This window comes from Streptomyces sp. NPDC058683 (assembly GCF_042716195.1).
Taxonomy (GTDB): Bacteria; Actinomycetota; Actinomycetes; order Streptomycetales; family Streptomycetaceae; genus Streptomyces.
Genome location: NZ_JBHXSK010000020.1, coordinates 103,792 through 117,720, shown reverse-complemented (window position 1 = coordinate 117,720; position 13,929 = coordinate 103,792). Strand labels below are relative to the sequence as shown.

Here is a 13,929-nt window from a genome sequence, read left to right as displayed (position 1 = left end):
GACAGCCTGCCCGGCTGCGAACGAAACGGTTTCGTACACATCGAGAGTAGACCACTTCCAGCGAAACGGCAACGTTTCGCAGAGACGGAGACCGATCATGGGCAACGGCAGGCTCGCGGTGGACGGCGCGGAGCTCTACTACGAGGTACGGGGCGCCGGTCCGGCGCTGCTGATGATCAGCGGCGCGGGCGGGGACGCGGGCTACTACTCGGCGATCGCCGAGGATCTCGCGGACGCGTTCACCGTGATCACCTACGACCGGCGCGGCAACTCCCGCAGCACCGGCCGCACCGGCATCCCGACGACCCTCGGCGAACAGGCGGCGGACGCGCACGCGACCATCGGGGCCCTGGCCGAGGGCCGCGCCCTGGTGTTCGGCAGCAGCGCGGGCGCGATCATCGGCCTCACCCTGGCCGTCACGCATCCGGAGGCGGTGGCGGGACTCATCGCCCACGAGCCCCCGGCCGTGAACGTCCTCCCCGACGGCGACCCGGCCCGCGACTTCTTCCCGGAGCTGGCCGCGGCCTATGCCGAGGGCGGGGCACCGGCCGCGGGGCGCCGCTTCGCACAGGGCGTGCGCGGCGAGGGCACCTACCGCTGGCCGGACGACCTCTGGAAACGCTTCCTCGGCAACCAGGACCACCTGTTCACGACCGAGTGGCCCGCCTTCGCCGCCTTCGTCCCCGACGAGGAGGCGCTGCGCTCAGCCCCGTTCCCGATCATCCTGTCCGCCGGCAACGAGGACCGCGGCACGTACTACGCCCGCCCGTCCATCGAGATCGCCCAGCGGATCGGCGCCCCCTGGGCGGAGTTCCCGGGCATCCACATGGAGTACCTGCGCAACCCTGCTCCGTTCGCGGCGGCGGTCCGGGTGCTGGCCACGCAACTGCGGGGACCGGCGGGCCGGGCGCGCTGAACTGCCGGTCCGGTGCGGGGAACCGGTCCGAGTCCCCGGTCCGTTCCCGGCGGTGGCCACCGCCGGCCGCGGCTCAGGCGGGCTCCGGCTTCACCGGTGCGCGAGCACGCGGAACTCGTTGCCGTCGGGGTCGGCCAGCAGCACCGCGCCGTCCTGGCCGTCGGCGGAGTCGAGGCGCTTGGCCCCGAGGGAGAGCAGGCGCTCCACCTCCGCCTGCTGATCGCCGTCCGCCGCGAGGTCGAAGTGCAGGTCCTTGCCGGGGTTCGGCATCAGCGGCGGACCGCCCCACGTGAACTTGGTCCCGCCGTTCGGCGACTGGATGGCGGTCTCCTCGTCCTGGTCCCAGACCAGCGGCCAGCCCAGCGCGGCGCTCCAGAAGTAGCCCACGGCCTGCGAACCGTCGCAGGCGAGCGCTCCGACGAAGCCGGCGCCGGCGAGGAAGTCGTTGCCCGGCTCGATGACGCAGAACTCGTTGCCCTCGGGGTCGGCGAGCACCACGTGGGACGCGTCCGGTCCCTGGCCGACGTCGGCGTGGAGCGCGCCGAGGTCGAGCGCCCTGGCCACCGTCTCCTGCTGGTCCTCCAGGGAGGAACTGGTCAGGTCGAAGTGCAGCCGGTTCTGGGCGACTTTCTGCGCCTGGGTGGGACGGAAGCCGACGCGGTAACCGGCGGCGTTCCCGGATACCAGGGAGACGCCGTCGTAGGAGTCGTCCACCTTCTCCGACCTCAGGACCCCGGACCAGAAATGCGCCAGGCGCTCCGGCTGGTGTGCGTCGAAGGAGATTGCGATGAGCCGGCTGGTCATTGCGCCACGCTTCCTCGGTCCGTTGAGCGCCAACTGTCGACAGGGCCATGTCTGCACCTCCGGCGAGGATAGGTGCAACCCCCCTGCGCGGATCCACTGTTTTTCCGGTCTGCGGTACGGAGGCCGGCGCCGATCGCTTCGGGCGTACCCGCGGCAGGTCGTCGGTCGCCGGCCAGGTGGGAGTGAAAGAGTCAGAGGGGGAATACGGAAGCGACGGCACATTCTCCGAAGGACTGATCCCCATGCCCGCCGAACTCACCGGCACCTACCTCACCCTCGACGACGGCCGCCCGGCCGTCCGCTTCACCCGTACCTACGACCAACCCGCCGAGCGCGTCTGGCAGTTCGTGACGGATCCGGACGCGTCGGCCCACTGGTTCCCGTCGCGTCTCGACATCGAGCCGCGCGACGGCGGCACCGTCCGGTTCAGCGGCGACCCCCGCCAGGCGAACGCCACGGGCACGGTGCTCGCCGTCGACGAACCGCGGCACCTGTCCTTCACCTGGGGCGGCGACGAACTGGACTTCGGCCTCGAAGCGCTGGACGCGAAGCGCACCCGGTTCACCCTGACCCAGGCGCTGGCCGAGGAGAACGCGGCCGCCCGCAACGCCGCCGGCTGGGAGGTCTGCCTGCTCGCACTCGACGCCCTGGCCGCCGGCGAGGGACACGCGGGCCCGCATTCCGAGGACGCCGCCGACTGGCGGGAGTTCTACGACGCCTGTCTGGCCGCCGGGTTCCCCTCCGGCGCCCCCATCCCCGGTCTGGACGCCTGACCGGTCACGTCAGCTGCCGCCGCACCAGCTCGTGCAGACGCCCGCCGGTGTCGGCGAGCAGCTGGGCCGGCGGGCCCTGCTGGGCGACCTTGCCGTCCTCCATCACGACGACCCGGTCGGCGTCCATGACCGTCGACAGCCGGTGGGCGATGACGATCCGGGTGGCGTTCAGCTTGCGGGTGCTCTCGATGACCGTGCGCTGGGTGTCGTTGTCCAGGGCGCTGGTGGCCTCGTCGAAGAACAGGATGCGGGGCCGCCGGATCAGCGCCTGGGCGATCATCAGCCGCTGCCGCTGGCCGCCCGAGATCGCACCGCTCCCGGCGACGATCGTGTGCAGCCCCATCGGCATCCGCTTGATGTCCTCGGCGAGGCCCGCCATCTCGGCCGCCGCCATCGCCTCCTCGGGCGTGTACGGCTCGGTGCCGCAGATGACGTCCAGGATCGAGCCGGTGAACGGCTGCGCGTGCTGGAGCACCACCCCGCACTGCCGGCGCACCGCGGACTGGTCGAGCGCGCCCAGGTCCTGGCCGTCGTACAGCACGCTCCCCGAGACCGGTTTGTCGAAGCCGATCAGCAGTCGCAGCAGCGTCGACTTGCCGCAGCCGCTGGGGCCGACGATCGCCACGAACTCGCCCGGCCGCACCTCGAAGGAGACGTCGTCCAGGACGAGCGGACCGTCGTCGGAGTACCGGAAGGACAGACGGCGGGCCTCGATGCCGCCGGACAGCGGGCCGGGACGGGTGCTGGCGGTGCGCACCTCCGGGGCGGCCTCCAGGACCGGCTGGATCTCCTCGAACAGCGGCAGCGCGGCCACCGCCGACACGAAGGAGCCGGTCAGCTGGGTGACCGAGGTGAGCAGCATCGTCACCGACGTGTTGAAGGTGAGGAAGGCCGCCGCGTCCATGGCGCCCCTCGCCGGACCCGCCAGCAGCATGAACATCAGCAGGGTGCAGACCGGGAGATAGACCGAGCCCAGCACGCTGGTGAGGTTCTTGATCCGGCCCACCTTCTGCTGGAGTTCACGGCTGCGCGCGAACTCGCCCGCCCAGGCCGCGTACGCGTAGTTCTCGGCCGCCGCCACCCGCAGCTTGGGCAGACCCCGCAGGGTCTGGAAGGCCTGGTTGTTCAGCTTGTTGCCGAGCACCACGAGGCGGCGCTGCCAGCGCACCTGCCACAGCCCGAGCCCCAGGAAGAGGGCGCCGATGACGACGAGCATGGCAACGGCCGCCAGCGCCATCGGGACGCTGTACCAGAACAGCAGGCCCAGGTTCATCGCGCCGACGGTCACCGACTGGGCGACCACCGGGCCGACGCCCGCCAGCAGCCGGCGGATCGCGCTGATGCCCATGGCCGCGCTGGCCAGCTCACCGGTCGAGCGCTGGGTGAAGAACTTCGTGGGCAGCCGCAGCAGCCGGTCCCAGACGGCCGGCTGGAGGGTCGCCTCGATCCGGCCCTCCAGGCGGAGGATGGTGAGGTTCTCCAGGAGCGTGAACGCGGCCGACACCACCGCGCTGATCATCACCGCCAGGCAGACCTGCACGATCAGGTTCGTCTGGGCCTTCGGCACGTACTCGCCGAGCACCTTGCCGGTCGCGATCGGCACCAGAGAGCCGATCGCCACGGTCACCAGCCCGGCGAGGAGCAGACTGCCGAGGTCGCCACGGGTGCCGCGCAGGCTGAACCTGAGCAGGCCGAACGGGGTGAGCGCCTTGTCGGGCAGCGGGCGGTAGAACATCACCGCGCGCGGCTCGAACTCCTCGGCGTTCGCCTTCTCGATCGGGGTCTCCCGGCCGGTCGCCGGATGGACGGCGACATAGCCGCCGCGCCGCCACAGCAGCGCGACCGGAGCGCCGGACAGGGCCCGGTGTCCGACGAGCGGTCCCACGTTGTCCCGCCACCATCGGCCGTCCAGTCGTACCGCCCGGATCCGCACCCGGGACGCCAGGGCCACCCGTTCGACCGGGTCGATGCGGTCGCTCTCGGTGCCGCTCTGCGCGGGCTCGGCGAGGGTGATGCCGGCCGCCTGGGCGACCAGTCGGCAGGCCGCGTAGGAGGCGTCGGCGTCGGCGGCCGTGGTGCGCTTGGCCGCCTTGCCGATGGAGGCGAGCAGGGTGCGGTCGGCCTGGGCGCGGACCGCCTCACCGGCCTTGATACCGGCCGCGGTGCGGGTCTCGTGGGTGTGCTCCAGCTGCTCGATCCACCGGTCAAGGGTGGTGAGCAGCCGGTACTGCTGATCGACCACGCTCTGCCACAGGGCCGGGTCCATCAGCAGGTCGGCGGCCGCCTCCGCGCCGTACAGCGAGCCGTACTGCACGCTGCCCGGCGGCACCTGCATCCAGAAGACGTCGTCGTCGGTGGGGGCCGCGGCCCGCTCACTGGCGGCCATCGGGGCCTGGAAGAGGATCGACAGGCCGCGGCCGACGCCGAGTGCGAGCGCGTACTCCAGGGGGCTGGTGGTCGGCGGCACGTACTGGGGGTTGCCGTACTCGTCGTAGGACCAGGTCTGGGTGGAGGCGGGCTGGTAGAGCTCGCGCAGGCCGATGCGGTGGACCACGCAGTCCCGCAACGGGCGGGCCACCAGGGTGTGCTGGGGTCCGGCGACCGGGCCGAGCAGCAGAGCACCGGCCTCCAGCCGGCCCAGATGGTGCCAGTGACCCTGCTGTTCGGCGTCCACCGCGAACAGGTCCAGGGCGCCGGACACCACCAGCCACAGCACCTGCGGCCCTTCGAGGTCCAGGCGGTTGAAACCGGTGCAGTCGATCCGGGCGCCCAGTGAGCCGAGGGCGCCGAGAACGAGGTCGCCGTCGTCTGCGGTCGTCATCTCATCGCTCCCTGACCAGCGCGGCGTACGCCCCGCCGTGTGCCACCAACGCGTCGTGCCGCCCGCGCTCCACGATCGTGCCGTGCTGGAGCACGACGATCTCGTCGCTGTCGCGGACCGTGCTCAGCCGGTGCGCGATCACCACGCAGGCGCAGCCGCGCCGGCGCAGGTTGTCCATGACGGTCAGCTCGGTCTCCGCGTCCAGCGCGCTGGTCACCTCGTCGAGCACGAGGATGCTCGGCCTGCGCACCAGCGCCCGCGCGATCTCGAGGCGTTGGCGCTGGCCGCCGGAGAAGTTGCGGCCGTCCTGCTCGACCTTGCTGTGGATGCCGCCGGGCCGGCGCGCCACCACGTCGTACAGGGCCGCGTCCCGCAGCGCCTCCACCACCGCCTCGTCCGGGATCGACGGGTCCCACAGCGCCACGTTGTCGCGCACCGACCCCTCGAAGAGGAAGACGTCCTGGTCGACGAAGGAGACGGAGGCGGCCAGCGCGCCGCGCGGGATGTCCTCCAGACGCTGTCCGTCGATGCGGATCACGCCTTCCCAGGGGGCGTACAGGCCCGAGATCAGCCGGGAGACGGTGGACTTGCCGCTGCCCGAGCCGCCCACCAGGGCGACCTGGCGGCCCGGGCCGACGGTCAGGTCGAAGCCGGTGAGCAGGGGCTTGTCGAGCGGGCTGTAGCCGAAGGTGATGTTCTCCAGTTCGACATGGCCGTGCAGCCGCCGGGTGGAGTCGCCGGAGCCGGGGCGGGCGTAGATCGGGTCGGCCTGGAAGTTCTCCACGTCCTTCAGACGGGCCACGTCGGCCGCGAAGTCCTGGATCCGGCCCGCGACGCCGTTCAGCCGGGTCAGCGGGGCGGTGAAGCGGGTGACCAGGGACTGGAAGGCGACCAGGAGGCCGACCGAGATACCGCCCTCGACCGCCCGCATTCCGCCGATCCACAGGATCAGCGCGCTGTTGAGGGTGGCGAGCGTGGGTGCCACCACCCCGAGCCAGGCGCTGGGCACCCCGAGCCGCTGCTGTTCCTCCAGCGTGCTCGCGTGCTGCCCGGCCCACTTGCGGAAGTAGCCGTCCTCGCCGCCGGTCGCCTTCATCGTCTCGATCAGCTGGAGGCCGGTGTAGGAGGTGTTGGTGAGCCGGGCGGTGTCCGCGCGCAGCTTGGCGGTCCGGGTCGCGCGCAGCCGTATGACGAACCGCATCGCCACGATGTTCAGCAGCGCCACGCCGATGCCGAGGAAGGTGAGCTGCGTGTCGTAGGTGTAGAGGAGTACCGCGTAGAGGACCACGACCACCGCGTCCACGCCGGCCGCCGCGAGGTCGCGGGCCAGGGTCTCGGCGACCTGGTCGTTGGACTGCAGGCGCTGGACCAGGTCGGCCGGGGAGCGCTGGGAGAAGAAGGTCACCGGCAGTCGCAGCAGATGGCGCAGGAAGCGGGCGCTGGACAGGGTGGAGGAGACGATCCGGCCGTGCAGCAGGTTCGCCTGTTGCAGCCAGGTCAGGGCGAGGGTGAGGAGCACGCAGGTGCCCATCGCGGCGAACAGCACGGTGAGCAGCGAGGTCTGGCCGCCGATGAGGAACATGTCGATGTACTGGCGGCTGAGCGCGGGCACCGCCGCGCCCACGGCCACCAGCAGCAGGCTGGCCAGCACCGCCGCCGGCATGGTGCCCGCGGTGCCGCGCAGCCGGGCCGGCATCGCGCCGAGGACACCGGGCTTGCGGCCGCCCCTCTCGAAGCCGTCGCCCGGCTCCAGGACCAGCACGACGCCGGTGAAGCTGCTGTCGAACTCCTCCATGGGCACGAACCGGCGGCCCTTGGCGGGGTCGTTGACGAAGACGCCGCGGCGGCCGAAGCGGCGGCCCATGCCGTCGAAGACGACGTAGTGGTTGAACTCCCAGAACAGGATCGCCGGGGCCTGCACGTCGGCGAGGGCGGCCAGGTCCATCTGCATGCCCTTGGCCGTGAGGCCGTAACTGCGGGCCGCCTTCAGCAGGTTGCTGGCGCGCGAGCCGTCGCGGGAGACACCGCAGGCGATGCGCAGCTCCTCCAGCGGGACATGGCGGCCGTAGTGGCCGAGGACCATGGCGAGGGAGGCGGCGCCGCACTCGACGGCCTCCATCTGGAGCACGCTGGGGGTGCGGACCGTGCCGCCGCGGCCCTTGGGTACCGGTCGCTTGGGCGGGGCGGCGCGCCGGCGGCCCCGGTGCTCCTGGGTCTCCTGGGCGGTGGTCACGGGAGCAGCCAATCGACGGGGTGCTGGTCGGCCAGCCGGATCGTGCCCGAGGCCAGGGTCATGGAGTCGAGCTTGAACGGCGGTCCGTCCGCCGAGGACCACTTGTAGCCGCTCTTCGTCTTCCTCGACGGGTCCAGCCGGACGAGGACCGCCACCGGGCGGCCCTTCCTGGTGAACTGCTCGCCGAGCTGGCTGTCCCCGAGGAACGCGGAGATCGACTGGGCCGACTGGGCGGCGCGGTCCACCGACTTCACATGGCCGCGCAGCACTCCGTACTCCTGTGTCGACACCGACGACACGGTCAGGTCGACCGGGGCGTCGGCGGGGATGGCGGAGGCGTTCTCGGCGGGGACGTAGACGGTGGCGTAGAGCGGGTCCGAGGCGTGGGCGATCTTCTCCACGGCGGCGACGTTCGCACCGGTCTGGATGATCTGCCCGATGGTGGCGGCGAGCGCGCTGATCCGGCCCGCGGCGACTGTGCGCACCACCGAGTCGCCCTGGCTGGTGTGCACCTTCAGGACGGGGGCGTTGGCCGGCAGCCGTTCGCCCTGCTCGGCCAGGACGGCCGTGACCTGCCCGGCGACCGGGCTCTGCAGGATGTAGCTGCCCTGCCCGTGGGTGAGGATGGCCTGCGCGCTCACGGTGGAGGCGACCGAACCGGTCACGGCCCACACTGAGGCCGCCGCCATCACGACGACCGAGACGGACAGCGCGAGCCAGCCCTGCGGACGGGCGAAACGCACCGGAAGATCGAGCTCCTCCGGCGACTGGAGCTTGGCGAGGGCCTGTTGGCGGAACTGCACGGAACTTCCCTCACCTGTGGGAGAGACGCTGGTGAAAGGGGTGTTTCAGAGGGGTGCCCCAAAACACCCGAGAGTCCCGGGGCCGGGGTACGGCTCCGGGACTCAGCGGCAACGAGGTGCGGTCAGAGACCGGCGACCAGGTTGGTGACCGGCTGGGTGTTCAGGCCGGTGACACCCTCGACGGTGCCGACAACCGTGTTGACCAGGCCGGAAACCGGGGCGACGCTGTCCACCAGGCCGGTGACGGTGCCGAGAGCGTTCAGGGCGAGGCCGCCGGAGACGTTGTCGAGCTCGGCGTCGGAGATCTCGACGGTCTCAACCTGGGGGGTGGAGTTCATGATGGAACTTCCCTTCATATGGATATTCACAAGGGGGAGAGCGGCCCCCCAACGGCCCTATGGGGACAGTACGGATGGCCGCGACCGCAGGCGCCGGGCGCCCGTCTCCGGAAGCCGTTGGCGACCCCGCGGTGCGATGGATCAAAGCACGCCCGCGGTCCGCGCATCCAATCAACCATGCGTCTCACCTGGGAACTTGAGCCTCAGAAGGGCTCATCCGTGCAGGCGTGGGCACGTCTTGTCGGCGACTCCTTCACACACCGCACGACTTCGCCCCAGCCGCACGGCTTGCCCCTCCGGCGGCGAATCCGGCACTCCGCGCCAAAGCCACGGCTCGGGCGCGCGGTTGTGCAGATCCGCCGCTCCCCGTGTCTTGCTTGGGTATTGGATGTGCAGATTCCCTGAAGCAAGGATTCCGGTACGTGATCGCAACGGACCGTCAGTGAGCGATTGCTGACCGTGTCCGACCGGGGGTGCGGATCTTCATCCCAGGAGTGCGTAGACCGTGCTCGCCCGGGCCGCGAGCGCCCCCGACCGCTCGTCGCTCATCGTGATGTCGGCGAACGCCGTACGGCGGCCGAGTCTGCTCAGCACCGCTTCGATCAGGACATCCGAACCGCTCACCGCGCGCATGAACGACGTCGACTGCTGCACCGTCGTCATCGGCACGAAGCCGCCCCGGGCCGCCGAGACCGCGATCACGGTCGCCGTGTCGGCCGCCGCCATCAGTGCCTGCCCCGACAGCCCGCCGCCCTCCCGGGACAACCGGTTTGACCAGGGCAGACGCAACAGCGCCCGGTCCTCGCCCACCACCTCGACGGACAGTCCGAGATCGAGCACCCAGGGGGCGAAGTTGGCGGAGAGGATCTTGTCGGCTTCGGCGGCGGTCATCGTCATATGGGGGATTGTTCCCGGGCCCGCGGCACGGCACGCACCACCGTCCCGAGACCCGCGCGGCGTGGCCGATTCGCCTTCGGTCAAAGGAAGTTAAGAACCGGAACTGAACGCACCACGTGACCCGCCCGTACCTATGGCCATCCAGGCGCCGCTCACGAACGACTGCCCGAACACGGCAGACACTCCGTCCCTTGGAGGTCGAGAAGTTTGAGTCACAAGCGAATTCCGAAGCGCAAGGCCGCTATCGCGGTGGGCGGTGTCGCCGCGCTCGGAGCTGCGGCGTTTCTGCTGCCGATGGCCAACGCGTCTCAGGACAACGCCTCCGGCGCCACTGCCACCGCTCCCAAGACGCTCAAGTCGGCGACCGACGCCTCGGATCTGGCCGCGCAGCTCCAGGACCTGCTCGGCCAGGCCTTCGCCGGTTCCTACTACGACAGCGGCAAGCAGCAGCTCGTCGTCAACGTCATCAACGGCGACAACAACATAGTCGTCCAGGCGGAGCAGGCCGGCGCGGTCGTCCGCCAGGTGCAGAACAGCAACTCCGAGCTGGCGGCGGTCGCCAGCACCCTGAAGACCAAGGCGACCATCCCGGGCACCGCCTGGGCCGTCGACCCGAAGACCAACAAGGTCGTGGTCACCGCCGACAGCACCGTCACCGGCACCAAGTGGGACACGCTGGAGTCGACGGTGCAGGGCCTCGGCTCGGACATGGCGACCCTCAAGAAGTCGTCGGGCACCTTCAAGCCCCTCGTCTCCGGCGGCGACGCGATCTTCTCCCAGGTCGCCGACGGCACCGTCCGCTGCTCCCTCGGCTTCAACGTCACCGCCTCGGACGGCACCCCCGCCTTCCTGACCGCCGGGCACTGCGGGGTCGCCGCCAAGGACTGGTCCGACTCCGAGACCGGCGAGCCGATCGCCACCGTCGACCAGGCCACCTTCCCCGGCGAGGGCGACTTCTCGCTCGTCAAGTACAACGACCCCGCCACCCAGGCGCCGAGCGAGGTCAACGTCGGCAACGGCCAGACCGTCGCCATCAACCAGGCCGTCGACGCCACCGTCGGCGAGACGGTGTTCCGGATGGGCTCCACCACCGGGCTGCACGACGGCCAGGTCACCGGCCTCGACGCCACCGTCAACTTCCAGAGCGAGACCGACCCCAACGGTGTCGACACCGTCACCGGCCTCATCCAGACCAACGTCTGCGCCGAGGCCGGCGACAGCGGCGGCTCGCTGTTCACCCAGGACGGCGGCGCGGTCGGTATGACCTCCGGCGGCAGCGGCGACTGCACCTCCGGCGGCGAGACCTTCTTCCAGCCGGTGACCACCGCCCTCCAGGCGACCGGCGCGACCCTCGGCGACGCGGGTGCGGGCGCAGGCGCCGGTGACGCCGGGGCCACGGCCGACCCGTCCGCCACGGCCGGCGACGAGAACGGTGCCGGTGACCAGGCCGGCGGCGACCAGATCGGTGGCGCCGCCGACCCGTCCGCGACGGCCGGCGACGAGACCGGCGTCGGCGACGAGACCGGCACGGGCGACGCGACGGGCACCGGCGACGAGACCGGCACCGGTGACCAGTCCGGGACCGGTGTGAACGACGGCTCGGCGGTCGACGACGGTTCGTCGTCCCACTGACCCACCGCCCGCCCCGCCAACGGTTCCGGCCGGTGGTGGTGGACGGTGGTGGACGGTGACGGTCCGGCCCTCCGGCGGGAGGGTCGGACCGCATCGCACCCCGCGGCCGTCAGCCGGCGGAACATGCTCTGAGCAAGAGCACCGCAACGTCGTCGACACGCTCCTGCGCCGCCGCACTGTGCCGCACGAGCGTGTCGGCGAGCTTGTCCAGCGGCTGGTCGCCGTTCTCCGCGAGCAGTTCGCCCAGATCGACCAGCGCGTCCTCGATGTCCACCCCGGGTGACTCGACCAGCCCGTCGGTGTAGAGGGCGAGCACCGAGCCCGGCGCCAGCGACACCTCGGTGGTCGGGTACGTCGCCTCCGCGTCGATGCCGAGCAGCGGGCCGCCGGCCAGGTCGAGCACCCGCACCCGCCCGTCCGGGCGCCTCAGCAACGGCGGCGGATGCCCGGCCCGGGCCATCACCGCCCGCCCCCGCTCCGGATCCAGCCGCAGATACAGACAGCTCGCGAACAGTTCCGCCCCGAAGTCGATGAGGAGCCGGTTGGTGCTCCGCATCACCTCCTCCGGCGCCTGCCCGACGGTGGTGAAGGCTCGTACCCCGGTGCGGATCTGGCCCATCAGCCCGGCCGCCGTCACGTTGTGCCCCTGGACGTCCCCGATCACCGCCGCCGCCAGTGGCCGGGTCGGCACCAGGTCGTAGAAGTCGCCGCCGATCTCCATGCCGTGCATGGCCGGCAGATAGCGCGCGGCCGCCTCGATGCCGGGCGGCGGGGTCAGCGAGTGCGGCAGCAGGGCCGCCTGGAGACCGTGCGCCAGCTGGTTCTTCGCGTCGTAGAGCAGGGCCCGCTCCAGCGCCTGCGCGACGAGCCCCCCGAGACTGGTCAGCACGGCGCGCTCGTCCGCGGGGAAGGCATGCGGCTCGGCGTAGGCGAGGACACAGGTGCCCACCGCCCGGCCCGACGCGATCAGCGGCAGATACGCCCAGGCGGCGAACCCGTCCGGGGCCTCGTTCCGGCCCGGATACAACCGCTCCAGCTGCTGCTTCGACTCGAAGAACGCGGGCACGCCGGTGTTCAGGACATGGGTGCCGGGCGTCCGTTCGGCCAGGGGCAGGCCGTCGAAGCGCTCCACGGTCCGTGGATCGTCGTACCCGCGCTGCCCGAGGACGTGCAGCCGTCCGCCCCGGGACCCGAGGATCACCAGCGCCTGGCTGCCGACGGCCGGGGCCACCTCGTCGGCGACCAGCTGCACCACGTCCTGCACGCCGACGGCCTCCGTCAGCGCACCGGCCAGGCTCAGCACCTGCGAGATGGTGACCAGCCGGGAACCGGGCGCCGCGTCGGCGCGCGGCAGCGCGCCCACCATCTCGGCGACCGCCCGCGCCCGGCTGATCCGGGTGGTCAGCCCGCTCGTGCTCGGATACATCCGGAACGACAGCCAGTCGCCCGGCGGCTTCAGCGCCACGAACGACGTCACATGCTGGCTGATCAGCGCCGCCCGGTAGCGGTCCTCGTACATCGGGTCGTTCAGCCAGGGCACCGACACCCACGGCTGGGTGCCGAGCAGGTCTGCGACCTGGACGTCGAGCAGCTCGGCCGCCGCCGCGTTGGCGAAGGCGACCCGCCCGTGCAGATCGAGCGAGACCAGCCCGTACGGCAGCCTCGCCACCATCCGCGCCGCCTCCACCGTGCCCAGCGTGCCCGCCACCCCGGACGCCGGCGCCGCCAGCAGATCCGGCTCGGCCCGCAGCGCACGGTACTCCCGGCGGTCCCGCTCCAGCCGCTTCGCCAGCCGGTCGGCCGCCGAGGTCAGCTCGGCCCGTTCCCGGTCGGACAGCACCGTCGGATGCGAACCGGGCCAGGTCACGTACAGCGCCCCGTACACGGTGTCCGCGCTCGCCACGGGCACCGCGGCGAGCGCGAACGGATAGGGGAGCACCACCGAGATCCGCGGATACCGGCGCGCCATGTCCTCCTCGCCGCCCACCCACACCAGGCGCCGCTCGCGCACCGCCTCCGCCACCGGGATCGGCGTGCTCAGCCCGACCCGCTCCCAGGGCGCCACGAAGGCCCGGGGGAGCCCCGCCGTCACCGCCATCTCCAGGACCGGCTCGTCGGCGGCGAGCAGATAGATCGCGCCGGAGTGCGCCTGGACCTCCTCCATCAACGAGGCCAGCGCGAACGAGAGCAGCGGCGGCCGGCCGGACCGGGTCGCGTCGGCCGCTGTCTCCTCCAGGCCCGGCGCCGCCGGCACGGGAGGGGCCCCCATCCTGTCGGACACGCCCGACCACCTCCTCGTCCGGCCGCGCGTCGCGTCCTCGGGGTCAAGACTCCCTCGTGGCGGCGACGGGCGCACGGCGAGAGCGGTACCGGCCCCCGCACCGGGCCGCCTCCGCGTACCCCGTTCGCCCCGGCACATTCCCCCGCAGCCGAAGTACGCCGCGGCGTACTGGCGCGGGGCGTGCGCTCCCGCGCGCCCTGATGGCCGGATCTCCGCGCCCGGGAACGGTCCCGGACGCCAAGAACGGGACACGCGCTCAACACCATGAACCTGCCGCCCGCCCCGCGTGTCGGTCCCGGCGCACCTCCCGCCGCCGTCGGAGAAGCGCAGCGCCTTCTCGACGTCCGTCACGAGGTCACCGTGCGGAACGCTCGGGTCAAGACATGTTCGGTTCCTTTCGAGCGCAACGGACCCCCGGCCTCCACGTAACG

10 protein-coding genes are annotated in these 13,929 nt (G+C 71.8%); 3 read left to right on the top strand and 7 right to left on the bottom strand.

Translation table 11 applies throughout. The annotated features are described in order from the left end of the window. Window positions 1–97 precede the first annotated feature (97 nt). Window positions 98–916 (top strand): alpha/beta hydrolase, encoded by an 819-nt coding sequence (locus ACFWXC_RS23015; RefSeq protein ID WP_384481422.1) that lies wholly within the window; start codon window positions 98–100, stop codon window positions 914–916. A gap of 90 nt (window positions 917–1,006) precedes the next feature. Here ACFWXC_RS23015 and ACFWXC_RS23010 read toward each other — a convergent pair whose 3' ends face one another. Next, a complete protein-coding gene (locus tag ACFWXC_RS23010) occupies window positions 1,007–1,720 on the bottom strand; it encodes a VOC family protein (RefSeq protein ID WP_384481420.1) in 714 nt (237 codons plus the stop codon). Window positions 1,721–1,962: 242 nt separating this feature from the next. On the opposite strand from ACFWXC_RS23010, the gene ACFWXC_RS23005 reads away from it, so the two are divergent. Next, window positions 1,963–2,493, top strand: coding sequence for an SRPBCC domain-containing protein (locus ACFWXC_RS23005; RefSeq protein ID WP_384481418.1), 531 nt, complete (start codon window positions 1,963–1,965; stop codon window positions 2,491–2,493). Window positions 2,494–2,497: 4 nt separating this feature from the next. Here the strand turns inward: ACFWXC_RS23005 and ACFWXC_RS23000 are convergent, their stop codons facing one another. The 5 genes from ACFWXC_RS23000 to ACFWXC_RS22980 form a co-directional block, all read right to left on the bottom strand. Further along, entirely contained in the window at window positions 2,498–5,314 is a 2,817-nt protein-coding gene (locus ACFWXC_RS23000; RefSeq protein WP_384481416.1) for an NHLP bacteriocin export ABC transporter permease/ATPase subunit, read from the bottom strand. A gap of 1 nt (window position 5,315) precedes the next feature. Next, entirely contained in the window at window positions 5,316–7,547 is a 2,232-nt protein-coding gene (locus ACFWXC_RS22995) for an NHLP family bacteriocin export ABC transporter peptidase/permease/ATPase subunit (RefSeq protein ID WP_384481414.1), read from the bottom strand. Continuing rightward, window positions 7,544–8,350, bottom strand: coding sequence for an HlyD family efflux transporter periplasmic adaptor subunit (locus ACFWXC_RS22990; RefSeq protein ID WP_384481412.1), 807 nt, complete (start codon window positions 8,348–8,350; stop codon window positions 7,544–7,546). The genes ACFWXC_RS22995 and ACFWXC_RS22990 overlap by 4 nt, the downstream gene beginning before the upstream one ends. A gap of 122 nt (window positions 8,351–8,472) precedes the next feature. Next, the gene (locus tag ACFWXC_RS22985; protein ID WP_384481410.1) at window positions 8,473–8,688 is read right to left on the bottom strand and encodes a type A2 lantipeptide; all 216 of its coding nucleotides are present in this window, start codon (window positions 8,686–8,688) and stop codon (window positions 8,473–8,475) included. Window positions 8,689–9,171: 483 nt separating this feature from the next. Next, on the bottom strand, window positions 9,172–9,585 hold the full coding sequence (locus ACFWXC_RS22980; RefSeq protein WP_384481408.1) for a PaaI family thioesterase: 414 nt from the start codon (window positions 9,583–9,585) through the stop codon (window positions 9,172–9,174). Window positions 9,586–9,792: 207 nt separating this feature from the next. Between ACFWXC_RS22980 and ACFWXC_RS22975 the strand changes: the two genes are divergently transcribed. Beyond that, window positions 9,793–11,217, top strand: a complete 1,425-nt coding sequence (locus ACFWXC_RS22975) for a S1 family peptidase (RefSeq protein WP_384481406.1) — start codon at window positions 9,793–9,795, stop codon at window positions 11,215–11,217. Between the two features lie 109 nt (window positions 11,218–11,326). Here the strand turns inward: ACFWXC_RS22975 and ACFWXC_RS22970 are convergent, their stop codons facing one another. Next, entirely contained in the window at window positions 11,327–13,486 is a 2,160-nt protein-coding gene (locus tag ACFWXC_RS22970) for a PP2C family protein-serine/threonine phosphatase (protein ID WP_384481538.1), read from the bottom strand. Window positions 13,487–13,929: the final 443 nt, after the last annotated feature.

Excerpts from the sequence above, each read along its gene's own strand:
- ACFWXC_RS23000 (WP_384481416.1), bottom strand. The coding sequence starts at position 5,314 with ATGACGACCGCAGACGACGGCGACCTCGTTCTCGGCGCCCTCGGCTCA.
- ACFWXC_RS23010 (WP_384481420.1), bottom strand. The coding sequence starts at position 1,720 with ATGACCAGCCGGCTCATCGCAATCTCCTTCGACGCACACCAGCCGGAG.
- ACFWXC_RS23005 (WP_384481418.1), top strand. The coding sequence starts at position 1,963 with ATGCCCGCCGAACTCACCGGCACCTACCTCACCCTCGACGACGGCCGC.
- ACFWXC_RS22970 (WP_384481538.1), bottom strand. The coding sequence starts at position 13,486 with ATGGGGGCCCCTCCCGTGCCGGCGGCGCCGGGCCTGGAGGAGACAGCG.
- ACFWXC_RS22985 (WP_384481410.1), bottom strand. The coding sequence starts at position 8,688 with ATGAACTCCACCCCCCAGGTTGAGACCGTCGAGATCTCCGACGCCGAG.
- ACFWXC_RS22980 (WP_384481408.1), bottom strand. The coding sequence starts at position 9,585 with ATGACGATGACCGCCGCCGAAGCCGACAAGATCCTCTCCGCCAACTTC.
- ACFWXC_RS23015 (WP_384481422.1), top strand. The coding sequence starts at position 98 with ATGGGCAACGGCAGGCTCGCGGTGGACGGCGCGGAGCTCTACTACGAG.